The 22212-nt window shown below is 73.2% G+C and carries 24 protein-coding genes; 13 read left to right on the top strand and 11 right to left on the bottom strand.

Translation table 11 applies throughout. The annotated features are described in order from the left end of the window. Nucleotides 1–76: 76 nt before the first annotated feature. The 6 genes from ACYVNR_RS13460 (at nucleotide 77) to ACYVNR_RS13435 (ending at nucleotide 5424) form a co-directional block, all read left to right on the top strand. Complete coding sequence (locus ACYVNR_RS13460) at nucleotides 77–646, top strand: cysteine hydrolase family protein (RefSeq protein ID WP_045189656.1); 570 nt, start codon at nucleotides 77–79, stop codon at nucleotides 644–646. A gap of 55 nt (nucleotides 647–701) precedes the next feature. Further along, nucleotides 702–1190, top strand: coding sequence for a DedA family protein (locus tag ACYVNR_RS13455; RefSeq protein WP_461048547.1), 489 nt, complete (start codon nucleotides 702–704; stop codon nucleotides 1188–1190). Between the two features lie 35 nt (nucleotides 1191–1225). Continuing rightward, complete coding sequence (locus tag ACYVNR_RS13450) at nucleotides 1226–1972, top strand: response regulator transcription factor (RefSeq protein ID WP_461048545.1); 747 nt, start codon at nucleotides 1226–1228, stop codon at nucleotides 1970–1972. Next, on the top strand, nucleotides 1969–3417 hold the full coding sequence (locus tag ACYVNR_RS13445; protein ID WP_461048543.1) for a HAMP domain-containing sensor histidine kinase: 1449 nt from the start codon (nucleotides 1969–1971) through the stop codon (nucleotides 3415–3417). The genes ACYVNR_RS13450 and ACYVNR_RS13445 overlap by 4 nt, the downstream gene beginning before the upstream one ends. Before the next feature lie 96 nt (nucleotides 3418–3513). Further along, nucleotides 3514–4206 carry an NADPH-dependent F420 reductase gene (locus tag ACYVNR_RS13440; protein ID WP_461048541.1) on the top strand — a complete coding sequence of 231 codons (693 nt, stop codon included), beginning with the start codon at nucleotides 3514–3516 and terminating at the stop codon, nucleotides 4204–4206. A gap of 174 nt (nucleotides 4207–4380) precedes the next feature. Then, nucleotides 4381–5424, top strand: a complete 1044-nt coding sequence (locus ACYVNR_RS13435) for a TerC family protein (protein WP_458799291.1) — start codon at nucleotides 4381–4383, stop codon at nucleotides 5422–5424. Nucleotides 5425–5472: 48 nt separating this feature from the next. On the opposite strand, the gene ACYVNR_RS13430 is transcribed toward ACYVNR_RS13435, so the two are convergent. The 7 genes from ACYVNR_RS13430 to ACYVNR_RS13400 form a co-directional block, all read right to left on the bottom strand. Further along, entirely contained in the window at nucleotides 5473–6093 is a 621-nt protein-coding gene (locus ACYVNR_RS13430; RefSeq protein ID WP_461048538.1) for a hypothetical protein, read from the bottom strand. 72 nt (nucleotides 6094–6165) lie between these two features. Then, the gene (locus ACYVNR_RS13425) at nucleotides 6166–7392 is read right to left on the bottom strand and encodes a sigma-70 family RNA polymerase sigma factor (RefSeq protein ID WP_045189746.1); all 1227 of its coding nucleotides are present in this window, start codon (nucleotides 7390–7392) and stop codon (nucleotides 6166–6168) included. A gap of 155 nt (nucleotides 7393–7547) precedes the next feature. Continuing rightward, on the bottom strand, nucleotides 7548–7979 hold the full coding sequence (locus ACYVNR_RS13420) for a YciI family protein (protein WP_458799561.1): 432 nt from the start codon (nucleotides 7977–7979) through the stop codon (nucleotides 7548–7550). A gap of 65 nt (nucleotides 7980–8044) precedes the next feature. Next, a complete protein-coding gene (locus tag ACYVNR_RS13415) occupies nucleotides 8045–8953 on the bottom strand; it encodes a hypothetical protein (protein WP_052677171.1) in 909 nt (302 codons plus the stop codon). A 20-nt stretch (nucleotides 8954–8973) separates the two neighbouring features. Beyond that, nucleotides 8974–9831 (bottom strand): HAD family hydrolase, encoded by an 858-nt coding sequence (locus tag ACYVNR_RS13410; RefSeq protein ID WP_461048536.1) that lies wholly within the window; start codon nucleotides 9829–9831, stop codon nucleotides 8974–8976. Nucleotides 9832–9975: 144 nt separating this feature from the next. Then, nucleotides 9976–11277, bottom strand: a complete 1302-nt coding sequence (locus ACYVNR_RS13405; RefSeq protein ID WP_461049382.1) for a dihydrolipoyl dehydrogenase family protein — start codon at nucleotides 11275–11277, stop codon at nucleotides 9976–9978. Continuing rightward, on the bottom strand, nucleotides 11175–12284 hold the full coding sequence (locus ACYVNR_RS13400) for an EamA family transporter (RefSeq protein WP_461048534.1): 1110 nt from the start codon (nucleotides 12282–12284) through the stop codon (nucleotides 11175–11177). Before ACYVNR_RS13400 ends, ACYVNR_RS13405 begins: the two co-directional genes overlap by 103 nt. Nucleotides 12285–12323: 39 nt before the next feature. Between ACYVNR_RS13400 and ACYVNR_RS13395 the strand changes: the two genes are divergently transcribed. From ACYVNR_RS13395 to ACYVNR_RS13385, 3 genes are all read left to right on the top strand, one after another. After that, complete coding sequence (locus ACYVNR_RS13395; protein WP_461048532.1) at nucleotides 12324–12833, top strand: MarR family winged helix-turn-helix transcriptional regulator; 510 nt, start codon at nucleotides 12324–12326, stop codon at nucleotides 12831–12833. A gap of 82 nt (nucleotides 12834–12915) precedes the next feature. Continuing rightward, entirely contained in the window at nucleotides 12916–13650 is a 735-nt protein-coding gene (locus tag ACYVNR_RS13390; protein ID WP_458799286.1) for a sulfite exporter TauE/SafE family protein, read from the top strand. 73 nt (nucleotides 13651–13723) lie between these two features. Next, nucleotides 13724–13978: a hypothetical protein gene (locus ACYVNR_RS13385; protein ID WP_461048529.1), complete on the top strand. Its 255-nt coding sequence runs from the start codon at nucleotides 13724–13726 to the stop codon at nucleotides 13976–13978. Nucleotides 13979–13982: 4 nt separating this feature from the next. On the opposite strand, the gene ACYVNR_RS13380 is transcribed toward ACYVNR_RS13385, so the two are convergent. After that, nucleotides 13983–15035, bottom strand: coding sequence for a LacI family DNA-binding transcriptional regulator (locus tag ACYVNR_RS13380; protein ID WP_461048527.1), 1053 nt, complete (start codon nucleotides 15033–15035; stop codon nucleotides 13983–13985). Between the two features lie 119 nt (nucleotides 15036–15154). Here ACYVNR_RS13380 and ACYVNR_RS13375 point away from each other — a divergent pair, with 119 nt between their 5' ends. After that, nucleotides 15155–16333: a phytanoyl-CoA dioxygenase family protein gene (locus ACYVNR_RS13375; protein ID WP_461048525.1), complete on the top strand. Its 1179-nt coding sequence runs from the start codon at nucleotides 15155–15157 to the stop codon at nucleotides 16331–16333. Between the two features lie 74 nt (nucleotides 16334–16407). Here the strand turns inward: ACYVNR_RS13375 and ACYVNR_RS13370 are convergent, their stop codons facing one another. Next, the gene (locus tag ACYVNR_RS13370; protein WP_461048523.1) at nucleotides 16408–17220 is read right to left on the bottom strand and encodes a TIM barrel protein; all 813 of its coding nucleotides are present in this window, start codon (nucleotides 17218–17220) and stop codon (nucleotides 16408–16410) included. Then, a complete protein-coding gene (locus ACYVNR_RS13365; protein ID WP_461048521.1) occupies nucleotides 17217–18248 on the bottom strand; it encodes a Gfo/Idh/MocA family oxidoreductase in 1032 nt (343 codons plus the stop codon). Before ACYVNR_RS13365 ends, ACYVNR_RS13370 begins: the two co-directional genes overlap by 4 nt. Before the next feature lie 117 nt (nucleotides 18249–18365). On the opposite strand from ACYVNR_RS13365, the gene ACYVNR_RS13360 reads away from it, so the two are divergent. From ACYVNR_RS13360 to ACYVNR_RS13350, 3 genes are all read left to right on the top strand, one after another. Next, entirely contained in the window at nucleotides 18366–19394 is a 1029-nt protein-coding gene (locus tag ACYVNR_RS13360) for a LacI family DNA-binding transcriptional regulator (RefSeq protein ID WP_461048519.1), read from the top strand. Between the two features lie 23 nt (nucleotides 19395–19417). Further along, nucleotides 19418–20176, top strand: coding sequence for an alpha/beta fold hydrolase (locus ACYVNR_RS13355; RefSeq protein ID WP_461048517.1), 759 nt, complete (start codon nucleotides 19418–19420; stop codon nucleotides 20174–20176). Nucleotides 20177–20261: 85 nt separating this feature from the next. After that, nucleotides 20262–21116, top strand: coding sequence for an alpha/beta fold hydrolase (locus tag ACYVNR_RS13350; RefSeq protein WP_461048515.1), 855 nt, complete (start codon nucleotides 20262–20264; stop codon nucleotides 21114–21116). Between the two features lie 21 nt (nucleotides 21117–21137). Here the strand turns inward: ACYVNR_RS13350 and ACYVNR_RS13345 are convergent, their stop codons facing one another. Next, complete coding sequence (locus ACYVNR_RS13345; protein WP_461048513.1) at nucleotides 21138–22130, bottom strand: LacI family DNA-binding transcriptional regulator; 993 nt, start codon at nucleotides 22128–22130, stop codon at nucleotides 21138–21140. Between the last annotated feature and the right edge of the window lie 82 nt (nucleotides 22131–22212).

Below are 22212 nucleotides of genomic sequence, written 5' to 3'. Positions count from 1 at the left end.
TCGCTGACCCGGCGCCCGCTGAACCCTCGGTTTGCTGCGCCGCCGCGGTGTCGGTGCCGCGGCGTAGCGTCGGACCATGACGACCCTCGAAGGACGACCCAACACCGCGCTCCTCGTCATCGACGTGCAGAACCAGGTCGTCGCCGACGCGTGGGACCGCGACGGCGTCATCGCCCGCATCGGCTCGCTCGTCGACAAGGCGCGCAACGAGCACGTGCCCGTCATCTGGGTGCAGCACTCCGACGAGAACATGCCCGTCGACTCCGACGGCTGGCAGTACGTCCCCGAGCTGGCACGCGAGGAGTCCGAGCCGGTCGTGCACAAGCGCTTCGGTGACTCGTTCGAGGACACCGACCTCGAGTCGCTGCTCGCGCGGCACGAGGTCGGCCGCGTCGTCGTCACCGGGGCGCAGACCGACGCCTGCATCCGCTCGACGCTGCACGGCGCGCTCGTCCGGGGCTACGACGCGACGCTCGTCGAGGACGCTCACACCACCGAGGACCTCCGGCAGTGGGGCGTGCCCGTCAGCCCCGAGCAGGTCATCGCGCACACCAACACGTACTGGAGCTGGTCCGAGGCTCCCGGTCGCAAGGGCGACGTGACGCCGGCGGCCGAGGTCGACTTCGGTACGCGTCGGGGCGGATGAGCGAGGCAGGCACCTCGGTGCCCGACGGGTGAACGGTCCGGCCTAGGGTGTGGGCATGCTCGACAGGCTGGCCGAGCTGCCCTTCTGGCAGGCGTTCCTCGCGCTGTTCGCGAGCGCCATGGTGCGCTCCAACGGCACCCACTGGGTCGGCCGTGGCGCGATCGCGAGCTGGCGGCGCTACCGCGGCGCGCACGGCGAGCCGACGGCGCGCGCCGAGGCGTTGCTGCGCCGGCTCGGGCCGGCCGCGGTCACCCTCTCCTACCTCACCGTCGGCATCCAGACCGCGATCCACCTGACGGCCGGCGTCATGCGGATGCCGCTGCGTTGGTACGTGCCGGCGGCGGTCGTCGGTTCCGTCGTGTGGGCGGTGCTCTACGCGACGGTCGGGCTGGCCGTCGTGCAGGCCTGGCTCGCGGCCGAGGCGGGCTCGTGGTGGGGCGTCGCGCTGGTCGCGCTCGCACTCGTCGGTGTGGTCGTCTGGGTCGCGGTCCGGCGCCGGCGCGCGTCCTCACACGATCCTGACGTGCGCGTGACGCCGGTGTGACTCGGCGAGAGGTCCGCCTCACTACGCTGCGAGACGTGCCCAGCGTGCCCGGCCCGAGCGCCGATCCCGGCCGCGGCCTCGTGCTCGTCGTCGAGGACGAGCCCGCGATCGCCGACGTGCTGCGCCTCAACCTGCGCGCCGCCGGCTACGGCGTCGAGGTCGTCGGTGACGGGGCCGCCGCGCTCGAGGCGACCCGCACCCTCCGGCCGAGCGCCCTCGTGCTCGACATCGGCCTGCCGACCCTCGACGGCATCGAGGTGTGCCGGCAGCTGCGGGGCCGCGGCGACTGGACCCCGGTGCTCTTCGTGACGGCCCGCGACGACGAGGTCGACCGCATCCTCGGCCTCGAGCTCGGCGCCGACGACTACGTCACGAAGCCGTTCTCGCCGCGTGAGCTCGTGGCCCGACTGGGCGGCGTCCTCAGGCGGACGCGAGGGGATGCCGGTGCGCCGGACGTGCTTCGAACAGGTGACCTCACCGTCGACCTCACCAGCCACGAGGTGCGCGCCGCCGGTCGAGAGATCGCCCTGACCGCCACGGAGTTCGACCTGCTCGCACACCTGATGCGCCGGCCGGGCGTCGTCTTCACGCGCGAGCAGCTGCTCAGCGACGTGTGGGGCTATGCCGCCACCGCGGGTGGGCGCACCGTCGACGTCCACGTCGCGCAGGTCCGCGCCAAGCTCGGCGACGCCAGCCCGATCCGCACCGTCCGCTCCGTCGGGTATGCCGCCGAGCGGCCACCCCGGGACGGTGGCCCGGGTGCCCCGTCGGGCACGTCGTGAGCATCCACGCACAGCTCGGGCGGTCCGGACAGCCCGGGCGGCCCGAGCGGCCCGGGCGGCCCGGGCGGCCCGGGCGGCCCGGCGGGTCGCTGTCGCGGCGGATCGTCCTGCTGGCGGTGGGGATCGCCGTCCTCACGGCTTTGCTCGCGGGCCTGCTGGCCGTGGGGCTCACGCGCACGTCGGCCGACGACAGCGCCCGGCGCACGCTGGCACAGATCGCCGACGCCGCTGCCGACCGCGCCGACGCCGGTGTCGTGGCGCGCACCTCGCAGACCCGCACGGTGCGCACCCTCGGAGTCCTCGGCATCGAGTCGGCGAGCGTCGGGCGCGGTGGAGCCGTCACCTCGACCAGCCGGATCGCCAGGCAGGCGCTGACACCGGCCCGGCAGCAGCAGCTCCTCGCACGGGGGCGGGTGTCGGCTCGCGACGACATCGACGGCACGGCCGTCCTCGTCGAAGGCCGGCCGACCGACGCCGGCGGGATCGTGCTCGTCCAGCGGCGCAGCGACGCCACCGCCGACTCCGACCGGCTCGTGCGTCGGGTGCTCCTGGCCCTCGTCATCGCCGTGGTCGTCGCCGTCGTGGTCAGCGTCGCCATCGCGCGGCGCCTGTCGAGGCCACTGCGGCGCACCGCCGACGCCGCCCACGCCCTGGCCGCCGGGCAGCGAGAGGTCCGGGTGCCGGTCGAGGGCCCGGACGAGGTCGCAGAGGTCGCGAGCGCCCTCAACACCCTGTCCGGGTCGCTGTCGCGTTCCGAGGCCCGGCAGCGCGACTTCCTCCTCTCCGTCTCGCACGACCTGCGCACGCCGCTCACCGGCATCAGCGGCTACGCGGAGTCGCTCGCGAGCGGGGTCGTCCCGCCCGACGACACGGCCAGGGTCGGCGGCGTGGTGCTCACCGAGGCGAAGCGGCTCGAGCGGCTGGTCGGCGACCTGCTCGACCTCGCCCGCCTCGGCGCGGACCAGCCGAGCGTGGCCCCGGAGCGCACCGACCTCGTCGCCCTCGGGCGTGAGGTCGAGTCGGTCTGGGGGCGCCGGTGCGGCGCCGTCGGGGTGCCGTTCACCCTCGTCGCCGGCGCCCCCGCCGTCTGGACCGTCACCGACCCTGCACGCGTGCGCCAGCTCGTCGACGGCCTGCTCGAGAACTCCCTGCGTGTCACCCCGACCGGACGGCCGATCGTCGTCGAGGTGCGGGCCGAACCGCAGGCCGACGTCGTCGAGGTGCGCGACGGGGGCCCGGGCCTCACCGACGACGACCTCGCCGTCGCCTTCGAGCCGTCGGTGCTGCACGAGCGCTACCGCGGGGTGCGGCCGGTCGGCACCGGGCTCGGCCTCGCCATCGTCGGTCGGCTGGCCGAGGTGCTCGGCGGCACCGTCGAGGCTGGGCACGCAGCCGAGGGCGGCGCCCGTTTCACCCTGCGCCTCCCCCACCCGACCACCCTCTGACGGCTCACCGTCGCGGACGCGGCAGACGGCATACGCCAGAAGGCCCTCCGGCCGATCCCGCGGAATGTCGACCACGCCTCGACGGTTGACGACCCCATGACCACCTGGGGATTCATCGGAAGCGGCAACATCGGCAGCACCGTCGCCCGGCTCGCGGTCGCGGCCGGACACGACGTCGTGCTCAGCAACAGCCGTGGCCCCGAGACCCTCGCCGACCTCGTCGCAGAGCTCGGCCCCGGCGCCAGGGCCGCGACAGCGCGAGAGGCGGCGAGCGCCGGCGACATCGTCGTCGTGACGATCCCGCTCAAGGCCTACCGCGAGGTGCCCGTCGAGGAGCTCGCCGGCAAGGTCGTCGTCGACACGATGAACTACTACCCGCAGCGCGACGGCCACATCGACGCCCTCGACGACGGCTCCACCACGAGCTCCGAGCTGCTCCAGGCCCACCTGCCGGACTCGCACGTGGTCAAGGGCTTCAACAACATCTTCTTCCAGCACCTGCGCGACCTCGCCCGACCCGGGGATGCGGCGGGCTCCGACGAGCGCAGCACCCTCGCGGTCGCGGGCGACGACGCCGCCGCCAAGGACACCGTGCGCAGAGCGCTCGACGCGCTCGGCTACGACACGCTCGACCTCGGCCCGCTCGCCGAGGGATGGCGCACGCAGCCCGGGCAGCCGGCGTACGGCACGCAGTACGCCCTCGACGCGAACGACTGGGCCGCCGGCGCACGCCGGGTGGCAGGGGACGAGCTCGCCGGGCTCGCTGCGCAGGCCACCCGCGGGGCCTGAGCGACCACCCTGGACAAGGTATTTGGGCGCCGGCCGGAGGGCACCTACACTGGGAGACGAGGGGAGTACTTCCTCGCGCGTTCCGGTCAGTACGGCGGTCCCATGGCTGCCCCGGTCCGCGGCCGGCATCGCCGGTGAAGGAGACCTCAGACGTTCATCGTTCTGAGGAGACCCATGCTCACTGCCCTGGCGCCCGCCGCCACTGCACCCGTGGCCCCCACCGAGTCCATCGGCTCACCCACCCTCTGGATCGCGACGATCGCCGGCGTGCTCGCCCTCTTCGTCGTCGACTTCCTCATCACCCGCCGCCCGCACGACCCGAGCATGCGCGAGGCGCTCGGGTGGTCGGCCTTCTACATCGCCATCCCCCTGCTCTTCGGCGGCTGGCTCTGGTGGCAGTACGGCTCGCAGCAGGGAGTCGAGTACTACACCGGCTACATCGTCGAGAAGTCACTCTCGGTCGACAACCTCTTCGTCTTCATCATCCTGCTGTCGGCGTTCGCCGTGCCGCGCGAGCTGCGCCAGCGGGTGCTGCTCATCGGCGTCGCCGGGGCCCTGGTGCTGCGTGGCATCTTCATCGCCCTCGGCGCGCAGATGATCGCCAGCTTCTCCTGGACGTTCCTGCTCTTCGGCGCGATCCTGCTCGCCACGGCGATCAAGGTCGGCCGCGACGCGCTCTCGCACGCCGACCACAGCATCGACGTCGACCGGCTGCGCAGCGTCACGCTGATCCGCCGCTTCTACCCCGTCACCGACGCGTATGCCGGCACGAACCTCACCGTCCAGCGTGACGGTCGGCGGGCCCTGACCCCGCTGGCGCTCGTCGCCGTGGCCATCCTCGGCACCGACATCGTCTTCGCCATCGACTCGGTGCCCGCGGTCTACGGCATCACCGGAGACCCGTACCTCGTCTTCGCGACCAACGCGTTCGCCCTGCTCGGCCTGCGGGCGCTCTACTTCGTGCTCGAGGGCGCGCTCGCCAAGCTCGTGCACCTCGGCCACGGCCTGTCGCTCATCCTCGCGTTCATCGGCGTCAAGCTCGTGCTGCACTGGGCGCACGGCGTCTGGCCGGGCGTGCCGGAGATCCCGACGTTGCTCTCGCTGGGAGTCATCGTCGGCATCCTCGCCGTCGTGACGGTGACGAGCCTCGTCTCGAACCGGCGAAGCGACGGTTCCGGCGACCACGACGACGAGCCCGCCGAGGTCACGAGCCACTGAACGCCCAGCGACCCGCACCCGGCCCGTCACGGGCCGGGTGCGGCGGCCTCAGCTCGTCGCGCTCGGGGTGGGGGACGCGGCGGGCGTGGCGGTCGTACTCCTGAAGACGACGACGCGTGCCGCCGGGTTCGTCGCACCGACACCGGCGACGAGGGCCTTGGCGCCCACCTTCACGCCACCGATCGACGACGCCGACCCGTGGCCCTTCGCCCGTTCGCGCACGACAGTGTCCTTGGTGACCGAGTACGTGAGGGAGAAGCCGTCCTTCGCCTTGACCGTGATCGAGGTCGGGGAGACCGCGGTGACCTCACCCCGCACGGCCTGGTGCGTGACGGGACCGCTCGCCCCGTCCGTCACCCAGCTGGCGTGGAGGGCGCGAAGGAGCTTGGCGCGCAGACCCTTCCGGTCGCCCGAAGCCCGGGCACCGTCTGTCGTCGCCGGGGTCTCGAGCGTGGCGCTGACGAGGTCGATGGTGTCGCCGTCGGCGGCCGCCTGGCCGGCAGGTGCCGCGCCGGGCTCGACCGCCGCACCGATGGCGCTGCTCGCCGTGCCGGTGGCGTCGGTCTTCGAGCACGCACCGAGCGCCAGGCTCGCGAGCACGAGGACGGCCGCACCGAGGGCGGTGGTGGAACGCTTGAGGCCGGTGGTCCGGCGGATGTCGGTGTTCATGACGCCTACGCTCGCGCACGCAGGTGAAGGCCCGGTCCGGGTCGTGTTCGGATCGTGTTCGGGCCCGCTCCGTCAGGCCTCGCCGGCAGCCCTCCTCAGCAGCAGCGCCTTCTCCGCGTCGTTCTGGGCCATCTCTGCGGCCCGGGCGAACTCGGCCCGGGCCTCCTCGTCACGCCCGAGCCGCGCGAGCAGGTCGCCGCGCACGCTCGGCAGCAGGTGGTAGCCCTCGAGGGCGTTGGCCGCGACCAGCGCATCGACGACGACGAGCGCGTCGGCCGGTCCGTCGGCATACGACATCGCCACCGCGCGGTTGAGGTCGACGACGGGCGAGGGTCGCACCGTGCCGAGCCGCTCGTAGAGCGCCACGATCTGCGACCAGTCGGTCTCCTCGGCGGTGCGAGCGCGGGCGTGCACCGCCGCGATGGCCGCCTGGAGCAGGTACGGGCCGGGGGCCGACCCGGCTGCGGCGACGAGCGACGACGCGCGGTCGAGGGCCGCGAGGGCGTGCCGGATGAGTCCCCAGTCCCACCTCGTGCGGTCCTGGTCGAGGAGCAGCACCGGCTCGCCGTCGCGCCCGATGCGGGCACGCGTGCGTGACGCCTGGATCTCCATGAGCGCGAGCAGCCCGTGCACCTCCGGCTCGCCGGGCGCGAGCGCGGCCAGCACCCGACCGAGGCGGATCGCCTCCTCCATCAGGTCGCCGCGCACCCAGTCGCGGCCCGACGTGGCGGCATAGCCCTCGTTGAAGATGAGGTAGACGACCTCGAGCACCGAGGCCAGGCGGGGCGCGAGGTCGGCGCCGGACGGCACCTCGATGGTGACGCCGTCCTGACTCAGCGTCTTCTTCGCCCGCGAGATGCGCTGCCCGATCGTCGGCTCGCTCGTGAGGAACGCCCTGGCGATCTCACGGGTGGTGAGTCCGCCGATCATCCTCAGCGTCAACGAGATCCGCGCCTGGGCCGTCAGCGCGGGGTGGCAGGCGGCGAAGACGAGACCGAGCACGTCGTCGTCGATGTCCTCGAGGGCAGCGTCGAAGTCGGCCTCGGCCAGGTCGGCGACCCTCAGCTCCTCCATGTGCCCCACCTGCTGCAGCTTGCTCGCGAGGTTGACGTCGCGACGGATGCGGTCGATGGCCCGCCGCCGCGCCGTCGACGTGAGCCAGGCGCCGGGCTTGCTCGGGATGCCGTCGCGCGGCCACTGCTCGAGGGCCTGCACGAAGGCGTCCTGCGCGAGGTCCTCAGCCAGGCCCACGTCTCCGACGACGCGGGCGACGACGGCCGTCACCTTGGCCGCCTCCATGCGCCAGACAGCGGCGAGCGTGCGCTGCACGTCGTCGGGAGAGACGGCGTACGCCTTCGCCTCGGTGGGCGCGGAGGGGTCGTCAGGGATGGCCTCGGTCGACACCCCGCCACTCTGGCACGCCTCGTGAGCGCCGGGGTGGCGGGTCGCCTCGTTCAGCCGGCGGCGGCGTTGCGGGCCGCCTCGGCGCGCATCTGCTCCTCGCGCTCGATCATCTCGGGCGTGAGCACGTCGGCGAAGTCCTCGGGGGCGTAGACCTGGCGCAGCTCGAGCGCCTGCCCCGCGTCGGGAGCGCACGAGACGGGCCACTTCTTGAGCCACTCGAGCGCCTCCTCGCGCGAGCTGACGTCGATGATCGTGAAGCCGGCGATGAGCTCCTTGGCCTCGGCGAACGGCCCGTCGGTGACGACCCAGTCCCCGTCCTCGTAGGTGACCCGGGCACCCTTGGCCGACGGGTGCAGTCCCTGCCCGTCGACGAAGACGCCGGCCTTGAGCATCTCCTCGTTGTAGGCCTGCATGTCGGCGAACTGCTGCTCGGACCCGCTGAGGCCCTGCTCGGTCTCGCCGTTGGACGGGACGATGATCATGAAGCGCACGGTGTACTCCTCCGTCGGTGCGGGACCATTCCCGCGTCACCCCTACGTCGAACGGCTCAGCCCTGCTTCGACACGGCTCTCAGCTTTCCCGCGAGGGTGCGATAGAAGTCGACGTTCCGCAGGTAGCGGTAGTGGTCGGTCGCCAGGGTGCCCGCCGCGAAGAAGGCCGAGTCGTCGACACCCTCGATGATGCCCTCGGCGCGGAAGCTGAGCAGGTCGGCGTGGTCCCACACGTTCCACCAGCCGCCGAGGTGCTGCGAGGGCGGGTAGGCCGTCGGGCCGGGTCCGCGGTCGGTCGCGCTCTCGAGGAAGAGCCCGAGCTCCTCGAAGTAGCCGACCTGCGACGCCGCCGCACACCAGAAGTCGATGCGCACGCCGTGGTGCTCGGGCATCCGCGGCAGGAAGTGGGTGACGATGTCGTAGACGACCTGCCCGCCCATGCTGTGCGTCAGCACGACGAGGGGCTCCTCGCGGCTCTCGGCGGCGAACGCTGCGGCCTCGAGCCCGGCGAGGACGCGCTCGACGATGGGCCCGGGGGCCTGCGCCGTGCCGCGCGTCGCGACGTAGGTCATGACGTCGCCGAGGAAGACCGGGACGAAGTCCTCCACGGGGCGACGCAGCGTCGTGGCCATGTCGCGCAGGCGACGGATGCCGCGTGGCTCGTTCCCGGCAACCGCCTCGAGCCCCTCCTCGACCGCCTCCACCGCGGCGTCCGGCAGGTCCTGGGGGCGCGAGACGAGGGACCGGCCGCCGAAGGCGAACTGCGCGCCGAGGTCGCCCCAGTAGACGCGCATGATCGGCACGCCGGCAGGGTCGCTGGAGATCGCCGGCGCCACGTGCTCGCGGAGGTGGCCCTGGATCGTGGGCCAGGCCACCTCACCGAATGCCCTGGTGGCGCGGGCGAGCTCGGGCGGCTGCTCGTCGACGTCGCGCACGGCGACACCGTGGACGAAGACGATCGGCACGAGCGCGTACTCCCGCCGGGCTAGAGCTCGAGCCGGGCCGTGGCGGCCGACTGGACGCCCTCGCGGAACGGCACGCCATCGCGGGCGGCCTGCGCGACGTCCTCGAGGACCGGCACCAGACCGTCGTCGTCGACGTGTCCGGCGACCTCGTCGGCGATCGCCTTGACCTGGTCGGGGGCGTTGCCCATGGCGACGCCCCACGCGGCCCAGTGGAGCATCTCGAGGTCGTTGCGCTGGTCTCCGCAGGCGACGGTGTGGATCGGCTCGACCTGCAGGTGCCGCCGCACGAGCTCGAGGGCACTGGCCTTGGAGACGCCCTCGGGGTTGATGTCGAGCCACGCGGACCATCCGACGGCGTAGGACACCCCGTGCAGGCCGGCGCGCTCGACGAGCTCCATGAACTCCTCGGCGGTCGCCTCGGGCTGGCGCAGCGTGACGCGGGTGACGGGGTGCGCGATCAGCTCGTCCCAGTCGACCTCACGGGACTCGCCCATCAGCTCGCCGTCGGGGAAGTGCTTGCTCACCTTGAAGCCGACGCCGGGCTCCTCGACGGCGATGAGCGCGTCGGGCAGTGCGACGCGCATCTTCTCGAGCACCGCGCGGGGGTCGAAGGTCACCATGTCGATGATCGAGTAGCCCTGCGGCGATGAGGGATCGAGCTGGAGGGTCAGCGCGCCGTTGGAGCAGACGGCGTAGCCCTGGCGCAGGCCGAGCGCCTCCAGCACCGGGGTGGTCGCGATGATCGAGCGGCCGGTGGCGACGACGACCGCGACGTCGTCGGGCAGGGCGCGCACCGCGTCACGCACACGGTCGGACAGCTCGCCCATGTGGTTGAGGGTGGTGCCGTCGAGGTCGAGGGCGAGCAGTCGCTGAGCCATGCGCTCACCGTATCGCCCGGTTCGTGGCGCTCTCACGGCCCGGGGGCCCTCGTCACCCGCCCGCCACCCGCCGGCACCGACACGTCACGCGCCGGACACCGCGTCACCGTTCCGTCGGGCGCGACAGTGACGTGGCGTGCGCCGTCAGGCCAGGCGCCCGAGGGCGTCCTCGATGCCACGGTGCAGGGTCGGGTAGGCGTAGATCATCGAGCGCAGCCGGTCGATCGGCACCTGCCCGTGCACGGCGACGGCCAGCGCGCCGAGCACCTCGCCGCCGGCCGGACCCACGACCGTCGCGCCGACGAGCACTCCGCGGTCGGCGTCGGCCACGACCTTGATCAGCCCGTCGGCCTTGGCGATCCAGCCGCGCGTGGTCTCGCCGAGTGGGGTCAGCCCGACCTCGACGTTCGAGAGCTCGTCACGGGCCTGCGCCTCCGTCAGGCCGACGGCGCCCACCTCGGGGTCGGTGAACGTGACGCGCGGAAGAGCCGCGTACTCGGCGGGGGGTCCGCCCTCCCCCAGGACGTCACGGATGACGACTCCGGCCTGGTACATCGAGACGTGTGTGAACGCGCCCTTGCCCGTGATGTCGCCGACGGCCCAGACCCCGTCGGCGACGCGACAGCGGTCGTCGACGGGTGCGGTGCGCGCGTCCTTCGCGACGCCGACGCGGTCAAGACCGACGGCGGCGGGGTCGGCGCTCCGGCCGGCGGCCACGAGCAGCTCGTCCGACGTGAGGGTCGAGCCGTCGGCGAGTGTGAGGGTGAACGTCGACCCGTCGTGGGTGACCTTCTCGGCGCCGACACCCTCGCGGACCGTGACCCCGTCTGCCTCGAGCGCCTGGCGCAGCGCCTCCGACGCCTCGGGCTCCTCACGGGCGACGATGCGGTCGGCGGCCTCGACGATCGTGACCTCGACGCCGAAGCGGGCCACGGCCTGGCCGAGCTCGCAGCCGACGGCGCCGCCACCGAGGATCACGAGCGAGCCCGGCAGCTCCTTGGCCTCGATGATCTCGTGGTTGCTCCAGTAGGGAGTCTCGGCCAGCCCTTCGACCGGCGGGAGGGCCGTCTTCGTGCCGGTGTTGACGACGATGCCGCGGGTGGCGGTGTAGGTCGTGCCGTCGACATCGACCCGACCGGGGCCGGCGATGGTGCCGGTGCCACGGACGAAGGTCGCGCCCTTGCCGGTGAGCCGGTCGACCGCGACCTGGTCGTCCCAGTCGTCGGTGGCCTCGTCGCGGATGCGGGTCGCGACCACCGACCAGTCGGGGGCGACCGCGCCCACGGTGCCGGCGAGGCCGTCGACCCGCCGGGCCTCCGCCAGCGCGTCGGCGGCCCGGATGATCATCTTCGACGGGATGCAGCCCCAGTAGGGGCACTCACCGCCCACGAGGCGGTTGTCGACGCCGAGCACCCGCTGGCCGCGTTGGGCCAGGGTGCCTGCCACGTGTTCACCACCGGGGCCGAGGCCGATGACGATGACGTCGAAGGTGTGGTCGGAGTCCGTGGCCATGCCTCAGCCTTACCCGGTCGTGTCGCGCTGGCCAGTCCCCGGCCGTATGCCGGTCGGTGCGCCAGGCGGGCGAGGCGGGCCCTCACGGGGTCCTGGGCGGCGACGACGCTGGCGACGACGAGCACCAACCCGCCGAGGTGGACGGCACCGAAGTGCTCACCGAGCAGCACGACGCCGAGCAGCACACCGACGACGGGGTTGACGAGGCCGATGATCGAGGCTGCGGTCGGACCGAGGACGGTCAGGCCGCGGAACCACAGCACGTAGGCGAGCCCGCTGCCGACGAGCCCGAGGTAGAGCAGCGCGCCGACCGCAGCGAGGTCGAGTGCCGGTGGCGCGCCCTCGACCGCGAGTCCGATGGGCAGCAGCACGAGTCCGCCCCCGACGAGCTGCCACGAGGTCACCGTCACGACGTCGGCCGGCGGCGCCCACTTCTTCGTCAGGACGAAGCCGAACGACGAGAGCACGACGGCGAGCAGTCCGGCTGCGAGCCCCACCGGGTCGAGCGGTCTGTCGAGGCCGTTCTGCAGGACGAGCAGCGCCACACCGAACAGCCCGACGAGACCGGCGGCCAACGAGATCCGCGCCGGACGGCTGGCCAGCACGAGCCGGGCGACCGCCATGGTGACCATGGGGGCGGTGGCGACGAGCGTCGCGCCCAGACCGCTCGGGAGGCGGTAGGCGGCGACGAACAGCAGCGCGTAGAAGAGGCCGATGTTGAGCGAGCCGAGCACGAGCGAGCGCCACCACCAGTCCCGGCGGGGCAGGCGGCGCAGCCACACGAGCATGAGCAGACCGACCGGGAGCGCTCGCACCGTCGCGGCGAAGAGCGGGCGTCCCGGCGGCAGCCACTGCTGTGTGACGGCATACGTCGAGCCCCAGATGGCGGCGGGCAGGGCGGTGAGGGCGACGGTGCCCCAGCCCACGCGACTGTCTTCCATGGAAGATAAAATACCTTCCAGAGAAGATATATTCCAGCCATGCGAGCCACAGCCCCACCCGCCGCGGACCACGCCCAGCACGTCGTCGATCAGTGGGCGGCGGTGCGGCCCGACCTCGACGCGAGCCCGGTCCTCGTCATCGGGCGGCTCCACCGGGTGGCACTAGCCCTGACCACCGAGCTCGTGAAGGTCTACAACGCGCACGGCCTCGGCGAGGGCGACTTCGACGTGCTCGCGACCCTGAGGCGCACTGGCGAGCCGTACGAGCTCACCCCGTCCGGGCTCATGGACCAGACCATGGTGACCTCCGGCGCCGTGACCAAGCGGCTCGACCGGCTCGAGGGCGCCGGCCTCGTCTCGCGGCGGGTCGCCCAGGACGACCGGCGCAGCCGCATCGTCGTGCTCACCGACAAGGGCCGCGAGCTCATCGACCGGGCCGCGCCCGAGCACTTCGCGAACGAGGCCCGCCTGCTCGAGCCCCTCACCGAGACCGAGCGCAAGACGCTGGCGAGGCTGCTCGCCAAGCTCGGCGCACCGCTCGGGGTGTGACGTCCGGACCGTCGCCGCAAGGCCGCCTCCAGGGGTGGACGGCGCCGCACGAGGACGGCAGGGCGGCATACGCTCGCGTGCCATGACGGTGTCGGCGCTGGTGCTGCTCGCGGTGGCCGCGCTGCTCGTGGGCTTCGCCAAGACCGCGATCGGGGGCGTCGCCAGCATCGCGGTCGCGATCTTCGCGTTCGTGCTGCCCACGCGGGAGTCGACCGCCGCGATCCTGCTGCTGCTCATCGTCGGCGACGCCGTCGCGGTGTGGCACTACCGACACGACGCCGACTGGCGGCTCATCCGGCAGCTCGTGCCCGCCGTGCTGCCCGGGCTCGCGCTGGGCGCCCTCTTCCTCGCTTGGGTGGACGACACGATGTTGCGGCGCTCGATCGGGGTGCTCCTGCTCGTGCTCGCCGCCCTGCAGCTCGTGCTCACCTGGCGCTCGACCGACACCTCGAGGGTGGGCGCCTCACGCGCCGCGGCCATCGGCACGGGGGCCGCGGCCGGGTTCGCCACGATGACGGCGAACGCCGCGGGGCCGGTGATGACGCTCTACCTCGTCGCACAGGGGGTCGAGAAGCTGCGGTTCCTCGGCACGAGCGCGCTCTTCTTCTTCGGCGTCAACCTGTGCAAGCTCCCCTTCAGCGCCGGGCTCGGGCTGTTCGATGCCGACACGGTGCGGCGCACCGCCCTGCTGGTTCCCTTCGTGCTCGTGGGGACCTGGCTGGGGCTGCACACGGCGCGGCGCCTCAGCCAGAGCCGGTTCGACCAGGCGGTGCTCGCCGCCACCGTCGTCTCTGCCATCGCCCTCGTCGTCCGCTGAGCCCTCGCGCCGGGTCTGCGAGAGGGCGAGAACGATCAAGTGCGGCTCGTGCGCCCGGCGCGATGCTCGAGGCATGGGCAACGACATCGAGACCACCGTCCCGACGAGCAGCCTCGCGCCGACGAGCTTCGACACGCTGCCGTGGGCACCACCACTCGCGTCCCGGGCGCCGGCGCCCCGCGTCGTGCCCGAGCCGCCCCGACGAGGCGAGGTCGGCGGCGAGCCGTGTGGCGTGTGCGACGGCCACTCGACGAGCGCCGTGTGGAGCGACGAGCACTGGCGCGAGGCCGCCCAACGCGTCGCGGTCGCCCTGGAGCGGACGGCCTGACCGGTCACGTCGGCAGCAGACGCGCCGGCAGGTTGTGCGGTGTCACCACCTCGACGTTCGCCGCCACCGAGGTCGGCGCACCGGGAAGCACCCGGTGGGCCCGGAGCACCTGGCGCAGGGCCCGGCGCATGTCGGCGCGGAGGTCGTGGTGCAGCACGGCGTGCAGCATCCCGCCGGCCAGCAGGTCCACGTTGTCGACATCGAGGTCGTGCGCCACGAACACCCGGCACTCACGACCGATGCGCTCGAACTCGGCTGCGATGGCTCGGTTTCCGCCGCCGACGGAGTAGACGGCGCAGAGGCGCGGATCCCGGGCGAGCGCCTCCCGGACCGCCCGCGCGAGCGTAACGTCGAGGCCGTCGGTGTCGCTGACGACGGTGGTCCGCAGCGTCGGCGCCTCCCGAGCAAGCTGACCGACGAACGCCTCGACACGCTCGCGCTCGCCGTAGAACGACGACCGGCTCATCGTCACGAGCACCGTCCCGCGCGAGCGCCCGGTCCAGCGTGCGACGAGGTAGGCGGCCGTCCGGCCCGCGGCGGCGTTGTCCAGCCCGACGTAGGCCGCCCTCCCGGAGTCGTGCACGTCGGTGACCAGAGTGACGACGGGGATGCCACGGGCTGCCACCCGGCGGGCCGCGGCGGCGACGTCCGGGTCGTCCGGCGCCTTGAGCAGCACGCCGTGCGAGAGGCGGCCCCGGCGTCCGACGGCATCGAGCGAGGCGACCGCTGCCGCCGGGTCGGCGCTCTCGCGCAGGTCGAACCGGGCCCGCAGGACTGCGGGCCGCGCGCCCGACAGCTCGGCTTCGAGCGCCGCCCTGACGGCTGCCGAGAAGCGCTCCGGCGCCTGCATCACGACGTCGACGATGAAGGTCCTCGCCGCGACGCGCACCTGCGACTGCTGCCGGTCGAGGTCGAGGAGCGCCTGCTCGACGGAGCGCACCGCGCGGACGCTCGCGGTGCCTCGGCCGTTGAGCACCCGGTCGACCGTCGCCTCGGACAGGCCCGCCTGCTCTGCGATGTCGCGCACGCGGTGAGGTCGGGACGGACGTGGGGCCATGAGCCGAGGCTATGGCGCCTGATGGGTTTTTGATGGGTTCTCGCGACCGCAGGCCAGCACCTGACTCGCATGCTGGGAGCAGGCCCACCACCGGGCCCGCACCCGTCGAGGAGGACGTCGTGACCACCACCAGCCGCCACAGCCCGCACTGGCTGCTCCCCGAGCACTGTCGCCTCGAGGACCTGCTCGCGGTCCTCGCAGACCGCACGCGACCCGGCGACTACCCGCACGCGACCCGGCTCGAGCGCGACGTGGTCGTCTACGACATGACCGGGCTCGACGGCATACGCCATGACGCGGCAGCGCGGCGTGACCTGCTCGCGGAGCTGGCCCGCGCCCTCTCGGACGGGCCGGGCATCGTCGTCTTCGAACACGCCTTCACCGCCGGGACGGTCGACCGGGTCACCGCGGCCTTCGAGGGGATGATCGCCGAGCAGCGCTCTGCCGGAATGCAGTCCGGTGACCACTTCGGCAAGCCCGGCGCCAACGACCGCGTCTGGAACGCGCTCGAGAAGCTCGCCGTCACCGACCCCGAGGCCTTCGTCGACTACTACGCCAACGACGTCGTGGCCCTCGCGGCGACCGCGTGGCTCGGCCCCGGCTACCAGGTCACGTCGCAGGTCAACGTCGTCAACCCGGGCGGCGCCGGCCAGACCGTGCACCGCGACTACCACCTCGGCTTCCAGAGCGACGAGGTGTGCGCCCGCTATCCGGCGCACGTGCACGCCCTGTCACAGGTGCTGACGCTGCAGGGAGCCGTGGCCCACTGCGACATGCCCGTCGAGTCGGGGCCGACGCTCTACCTGCCGCACAGCCAGAAGTACGCGCACGGCTACGTCGCGTACCAGCGCCCCGAGTTCCAGGCGTACTTCGTCGAGCACCACGTGCAGCTGCCGCTCGCCAAGGGCGACGCCGTCTTCTTCAACCCGGCGCTCTTCCACGCCGCCGGCTCCAACCACTCCCGCGACATCCGCCGCATGGCGAACCTGCTCCAGATCTCGTCGGCGTTCGGGCGCGCCATGGAGAGCGTCGACCGGCAGCGCGTCGTCGAGGCGGTGTTCCCGCCGCTGGTGGCGGCCCGGGCGGGACGCCTCACCGGGGCGGAGGTCGCGAACGTCGTGGCGGCGAGCGCCGAGGGCTACGCGTTCCCGACGAACCTCGACCGCGACCAGCCGATCGGCGGCCTCGCACCGCCGAGCCAGGCCGACGTGGTGCTGGCAGCCCTGGCCGACGGGACGTGCGCGGACGAGCTGCACCGACGGCTCGAGGCCCAGGCCGAGGCGCGCCGCACGCACTGACCCCCGACCCCAGCCCCGTTCGAGGTATGTGCGCGTCAGATGTGACGCGGAGATACCTCGAACGGCAGGCGGGGTCAGAGGGTGAAGGCGTCGCGGAAACGCGTGAGCGCCAGCTCCGGGTCGCCGGACGCCCAGGCCTCGAGCCCGACGGTGCCGCGGTAGCCCATGTCGGCGAGCGCGCGGGCGACCGCGGGGTACGCGATCTCGCCGGTGCCGGGCTCGCATCGCCCGGGCACGTCCGCGACCTGGATCTCGCCGATCCACGGCAGGGCCCGGCGGCACAGCTCGATGAGGTTCCCCTCGCCGATCTGGGCGTGGTAGAGGTCGAGCATCAGGCGAAGGTGCGGGCTCCCGACCGACTCGACGAGCGCGAGGCAGTCGGTCGCCCGCGCGAACGGCGTGCCGGGGTGGTCGACCTCGGTGTTGAGGTTCTCGAGCACGAACTGCACCCCTTCGCGCTCCCCCAGCTCGGCGATCCGGCCCAGCGTCTCGCGGGCCCGCAGCCACATCGGCCCGGTCACCTCGGCGGACGGCACGACGGGCAGGCCGCGGCCGTCGAGGCCGGTGCCGTGCAGGTTGAGCCGCGGGATGCCGAGGCGCTGGGCGACCGGCACCGACTCGGCAGCGGTCGCGAGCAGCTCGTCGGCGCCCTCACGGTCGGCGAGGCGTCCGCGCACGTAGCCCGTCATGGACGAGTAGACGACGCCTTCGTCACGCAATGCCACGAGCGTGTCGATGTCGTGCGTGGTCCAGTCCCAGATCTCGACAGCGAAGCCGAGCTCGTGGATGCGGCGCACCCGCTCGACGACGGGCAGGTCGACGAAGACCATTTCCGAGCTGACGGCCAGTGTGAAGGGAGAACCGGACTGTGGCGCAGGGGCGCTCATGCGACGACCTCACGGTCGGCGTCGCGCACGGCGACCGTCGAGCCGGTCTCGCAGGCCTCGATGCAGGCGAGGGCGACCCGGAGGGCAGCGCGGGCATCCTGTCCGCCGACGAGCGTGGGCCCGCCCGCGCGGACGGCGCGACAGAACGCGGCGAGCTCGGCGGCATACGCGTCGTCCATGAGGTCGGTGTCCTGGCGCGCGGTGGGGGCGGCGACGCCGTCGGCCGTCCAGAGGGAGGTCGTCAGGTGCGCGGGGCTGCCGGCCTGCACCATGCCGGCCGAGCCGAAGACCTCGCCGCGCACGTCGTAGCCGTAGGCCGCGGAGAAGCTCGCCTCTGCGACCGCGATGGCGCCGTTGTCGTAGCGGATCGTGACGACGGCGGTGTCGAGCAGCCCGGCGTCCTTGAAGTGCGGCGCGACGAGCGCGTCGGCCATGACGCTCACCTCGACCGCGCGGGCGCCGGCGTTGAACCAGTTGAGCGCGTCGAAGTCGTGGATGAGCGTCTGCGTGAAGATCGTCCACGGCGGCACCGCCCCGGGGTCGGCGAGGCCGGGGTCCCGGGTGAGCGAGCGCAGCAGCTGGGGCGTGCCGATGCGCCCCGCCGCGACCGCCTCGTGGGCCATCGCGAAGTCCCGGGCGAACCTCCGGTTGAAACCGACCTGCAGAGGTATGCCGGCCGCCTCGGCCGCTGCGATCGCCCGGTCGGCGTCTGCGAGGGTCATCGCCATCGGCTTCTCGACGAAGACGGCCTTGCCTGCTCGCGCGGCGGCCACGACGAGGTCGGCGTGCGCAGTGCTGGCGCAGGTGATGGCGACGGCCTCGATGCGCTCGTCGTCGATGAGGGCCTGGGGGTCGGTGAGCCAGTCGACGCCGAGGTCGTCGCCGAGTCGTCGGGCGTTGGCTTCGAACGGGTCGGCGACCGTGACGAGCTCGGCCTCGGACAGCCGGAGCGAGAAGGTCGTGGCGTGGTGGGTCCCGATGCGGCCGCAGCCGATGAGGCCGATGCGGACGGGGGCGGGCGTGGTCATGGAAGCTCCTTCGGTTCACGCTGACTAGAGCGCTCTAGTAGTCCAGTGAAGAGCCTCGCCCGACTGTTCGTCAAGCATTCTGCGCAGAATCTCTGGAGCGCTCTAGACTCTGGACCCATGACGGGGAGACGGGTGACGATGGAGGACGTCGCTGCGCGGGCGGGCGTCTCGCGCGCGCTCGTCTCGATCGTCTTTCGCGGCGTCACCGGCGCCTCTGACGAGACGCGGGCCCGGGTGCTCGAGGCGGCGCGCGAGCTCGACTACCGGCCCGACACACGGGCGAGCCGCCTCGGTCGTGGGCGCACCCGGATGCTCGGTGTGACCTTCGCCGTCGGGCACGCGTTCCACGGCGAGATCCTGGGCAGCCTCTACTCCGAAGCCGACTCGGCAGGGTACGAGATCGTGCTCAGCGGCGTCACCCCGGTCCGCGACGACCGGGCGGCGGTCGACACCCTGCTCGCCGAGCGGTGCGAGGGGCTCGTCCTGGTCGGAAGCGGCCTGGCCTCGACCGACCTGCGGCGACTGGGCGAACGGCTGCCCGTCGTCAGCCTGCTGCGCCCCGTGCGCGAGGCGCAGGTCGACGTCGTGCGCACCGACGACGCGCTCGGGCTGCGGCTCGCCGTCGAGCACCTGCGCGGCCTCGGCCACCAGCGGATCGCCCTGCTCGACGGGGGCCGGGCGCCGGGCGCCGCCGAGCGGCGACACGGCTATCGGCGCGGACTGCGGGTCAGCCCCGGGCTGGACGAGGTCGTGCTCGACGGCGGCCTCACCGAGCTCGACGGGGCACGGGCGGCCACGGCCTTCCTCGCGCTCGGCGGCGAGCGGCCGAGCGCCGTCGCCGCCTTCAACGACCGGTGCGCGCTGGGGTTCGTCGACGTCGTGCGGCAGGCCGGACTACGAGTCCCCGAGGACGTCTCGGTCGTCGGTTTCGACGACATCGAGCAGGCGGCCTACCCCCACGTCGCCTTGACGACCGTGCGCCAGGACGCCGCGCGGCTGGGGGCCGAGGCCGTTCGGGCCGTCACGTCGCGACTGGACGGTGCGACCGGGCCGGAGGGGGGCCCCACGCCGGACGGCGCGGTCGTCGAGCCGGAGCTCGTCGTGCGCCGCAGCACTGCAGCGCCTCCTCAGGGCGAGGCCTCGTGACGCCCTCCGATGTCGTCGCAGACGTGAGAGACCAGCACTCCGACGTCCGCGGGCGCATCGTCCACTCGATGGCCTTCGGCCAGCACCTGACGGACACGAGTCCGCTCGTCGTCATCCTCCCCGGACTCGGCCTGCCGTTCTACACGCGGCCGACGGCACGAACCGTTGCAGCGCGGGGTCTGAAGTGCACCGTGCTCGACCTGCCCGGGTTCGGCTCCAGCCGGCCGCGGCCGACGCGTCCGACCGTCCACGCCATCGGGATGACCGCGGCCCGGTGGATCGAGCTGCAGGCGCCACACCGCCCGGTGCTCGTGCTCGGGCACTCGACCGGCGCCCAGGCCGCCCTCACTGCTGCGCTCGCTCTCAGCGCACGCCGACGAGACGTCGCCCTCGTCATGGCCGGCCCGACCTTCACCCCGGACCAACGGCGGCTGGTCCGGCTCGCGGCGGCCGTGCCGCGGGCGTACCGCCACGACCGGCCCGACGAGGTCGACCCCACCGAGCTCTACCGCGGCCGCACGGGCATCGTCGCGATGCTCCACTCAGGGCTGCACGACGCCATCGAGCAGCGCATCCCCGACCTACGTCTCCCGCTGACGCTCACCGCGGGTGTCGACGACGCGTTCGCACCGGTCGACTGGCTCGACCTGCTCGCACGCTCGGCGCGCCAGGCACCGAGCGTGCGCACGTCGCTGCTGAACGGGTCGCACAACAACCTCTTCACCCATCCCGAAGAGGTCGCCGAGCTCGTCGTTCTCGCCGCAGCCGACGTCGCACGCTGACCCGGGGGGCATCCTGCAGCGAGCCCATCGGACAGCGGAAACCCCTGGCTGAGAGCGCGATCCGTGGGTCTGGCACGGTTGACGCATGCCGACCTACACGTCGTACGACGGGACCGAGCTCGCCTACCGCATCGAAGGGGAGGGAGAGCCGCTCGTCGTCTGGCCGGGCGGTCCGGCCCGTGACCCCGCCTACCTCGACACGCCCGAAGGCCTCGGCCCCGTCGGCACGCTCGGCGGCCTCGCCGTCAGAGCCGGGCGTTCGCTCGTCGTGCCGGACCCACGCGGCACCGGCGCATCCCCCCGTCCGGGCGACCCGACGGCCTACGCGGCGCCGCGTCTTGCGGACGACCTCGAGGCGCTGCGCCGGCACCTCGGCCTCGACACGTTCGACCTGCTCGGCCACTCGGCCGGCGGCCTCGTCGCCCAGCTGTATGCCGCGCGGCACCCCGAGCGCGTCCGCCGGCTCGTACTCGTCACACCCGCCAGCGGCATCGACGTCACCGAGGCCGAGTGGGCCGAGCGGGTGCAGCTGCGGGCGCACGAGCCGTGGTTCGGTGAGGCGAGCGCGGCGCTCGCCTCCGAGAGCCCCACTCCCGCCACCCGGCAGGCGATGTCGCCGTTCTTCTACTGCGAGTGGACCGACGCCGCACGCCGGCACGCCGAGTCCGACGGCGCGCAGCGCAACGCAGAGGGCACGGCGGCCTTCTGGGCCGGGCTGCCCGACCCGGCCGAGGGCAACCGCGCACTCGGGGCGGTCGAGGCACCGGTCCGGGTCGTCGTCGGCGAGCTCGACCTCGCGCCCGGACCCGCGACCGGCCGGCGGATCGCCGACCTCTTCGGCGACGGCCGGTGCGTCGTCCAGAAGGGCGCCGGCCACTTCCCGTGGGTCGACGACCCGGCGCTCTTCGCCGCCCTCGTCACGGAGGCGCTGACCAGCTGACGAGCACTCGGGGTCGGGGGATCAGGTCGCTGGTGCAGCACCGGTCGTGCTGCGCACCTCCAGGTGCGGCTCGAGCACGATGTCGACGGCCTCGTCCCGCCCCTCGTCGAGGCGTTGCGTCGCGGCCTGGACGGCGGCGACCGCCATCGGCTCGGTGGCCTGGCTCACCGAGGTGAGGTCGATGGTGGCGAGCCGCGCGACCGGGCTGTCGTCGTAGCCGACGACAGACACGTCGCCCGGCACGTCGCGACCCTGCGCACGCAGTCCGGCGAGCACGCCGAGCGCTGCGCGGTCGTTGAAGCACACGAGGCCGGTGGCGTCGGGCAGCTCGGCGACCGCGGCCCGCCCCGCCTCCTCCGTCGCTCCTCCGCCGACGACGTATGCCGTGACGCCGAGTCGCCGGGTCGCCGTGCGGAACCCCTGCCTGCGCAGGGTGGCGATCGCGCCGCGCGGGCCGTCGACGAAGGCGGCCGATGCATGCCCGAGCGCCGCGAGGTGCTCGACGGCCAGGCCGACACCGACGTCGTCGGCGGCGCGCACGACATCGACACCCGGCACGTCGACGCGCCGGCCGAGGGCGACGACGTGGTGGTCGCGAGCGAGCTCGGCGAGAGCGGTCTCCGACGACGTCGGGCCGAGGAGCAGCAGCGCCTCACAGCGGAAGTCGAGGAGCATCTCGACGGCGCGCCGCTCGTCGCGTGTGCGGGTGAGCGGGCTGACGACGAGGTCGTAGCCGCGCTCGTCGGCGGCAGCCTGGAGGTCCTCGAGCAGCTCGGCGTGGAAGGGGCTGCTCACGTCCATCGTCACGCCGAGCAGCTGGGTGCGCCTCCGGGCGAGGAGGCTGGCCGTGCGGTCCGGCCGGTAGCCGAGCTGCGACGCGGCTCGGAGCACGGCCTCGCGGGTCGCCTCCGAGGGACCGGGTCGGCCGCGCAGCACGAGCGAGACCGAGGCGGTGGAGACGCCGGCGGCGGAGGCCACGTCGTCGAGACGCGGGCGCGACGGGCGGGACGGCATTCGGCTCCTCGGGCTCGGGACGGAAGGTGACGACAGTTTGTCAGCACAAAGTGTTGACAGCGCGGAGGACTGCCCAGCACAC

The organism is Terrabacter koreensis (genome assembly GCF_054783315.1).
The sequence above is the reverse complement of the archived record's forward strand: the minus strand, read 5'-3'. Positions and strand labels throughout refer to the sequence as shown.

What these genes read in the sequence shown, in the direction of transcription:
- ACYVNR_RS13380 (WP_461048527.1), bottom strand. Translation starts at nt 15,035, where the DNA reads ATGGCCCCACGTCCGTCCCGACCTCACCGCGTGCGCGACATCGCAGAG.
- ACYVNR_RS13365 (WP_461048521.1), bottom strand. Translation starts at nt 18,248, where the DNA reads ATGACCACGCCCGCCCCCGTCCGCATCGGCCTCATCGGCTGCGGCCGC.
- ACYVNR_RS13430 (WP_461048538.1), bottom strand. Translation starts at nt 6,093, where the DNA reads ATGAACACCGACATCCGCCGGACCACCGGCCTCAAGCGTTCCACCACC.
- ACYVNR_RS13460 (WP_045189656.1), top strand. Translation starts at nt 77, where the DNA reads ATGACGACCCTCGAAGGACGACCCAACACCGCGCTCCTCGTCATCGAC.
- ACYVNR_RS13440 (WP_461048541.1), top strand. Translation starts at nt 3,514, where the DNA reads ATGACCACCTGGGGATTCATCGGAAGCGGCAACATCGGCAGCACCGTC.
- ACYVNR_RS13345 (WP_461048513.1), bottom strand. Translation starts at nt 22,130, where the DNA reads ATGCCGTCCCGCCCGTCGCGCCCGCGTCTCGACGACGTGGCCTCCGCC.
- ACYVNR_RS13435 (WP_458799291.1), top strand. Translation starts at nt 4,381, where the DNA reads ATGCTCACTGCCCTGGCGCCCGCCGCCACTGCACCCGTGGCCCCCACC.
- ACYVNR_RS13370 (WP_461048523.1), bottom strand. Translation starts at nt 17,220, where the DNA reads ATGAGCGCCCCTGCGCCACAGTCCGGTTCTCCCTTCACACTGGCCGTC.
- ACYVNR_RS13420 (WP_458799561.1), bottom strand. Translation starts at nt 7,979, where the DNA reads ATGATCATCGTCCCGTCCAACGGCGAGACCGAGCAGGGCCTCAGCGGG.
- ACYVNR_RS13395 (WP_461048532.1), top strand. Translation starts at nt 12,324, where the DNA reads ATGCGAGCCACAGCCCCACCCGCCGCGGACCACGCCCAGCACGTCGTC.
- ACYVNR_RS13390 (WP_458799286.1), top strand. Translation starts at nt 12,916, where the DNA reads ATGACGGTGTCGGCGCTGGTGCTGCTCGCGGTGGCCGCGCTGCTCGTG.
- ACYVNR_RS13410 (WP_461048536.1), bottom strand. Translation starts at nt 9,831, where the DNA reads ATGGCTCAGCGACTGCTCGCCCTCGACCTCGACGGCACCACCCTCAAC.
- ACYVNR_RS13455 (WP_461048547.1), top strand. Translation starts at nt 702, where the DNA reads ATGCTCGACAGGCTGGCCGAGCTGCCCTTCTGGCAGGCGTTCCTCGCG.
- ACYVNR_RS13360 (WP_461048519.1), top strand. Translation starts at nt 18,366, where the DNA reads ATGACGGGGAGACGGGTGACGATGGAGGACGTCGCTGCGCGGGCGGGC.
- ACYVNR_RS13425 (WP_045189746.1), bottom strand. Translation starts at nt 7,392, where the DNA reads ATGGAGGCGGCCAAGGTGACGGCCGTCGTCGCCCGCGTCGTCGGAGAC.
- ACYVNR_RS13400 (WP_461048534.1), bottom strand. Translation starts at nt 12,284, where the DNA reads ATGGAAGACAGTCGCGTGGGCTGGGGCACCGTCGCCCTCACCGCCCTG.
- ACYVNR_RS13385 (WP_461048529.1), top strand. Translation starts at nt 13,724, where the DNA reads ATGGGCAACGACATCGAGACCACCGTCCCGACGAGCAGCCTCGCGCCG.
- ACYVNR_RS13350 (WP_461048515.1), top strand. Translation starts at nt 20,262, where the DNA reads ATGCCGACCTACACGTCGTACGACGGGACCGAGCTCGCCTACCGCATC.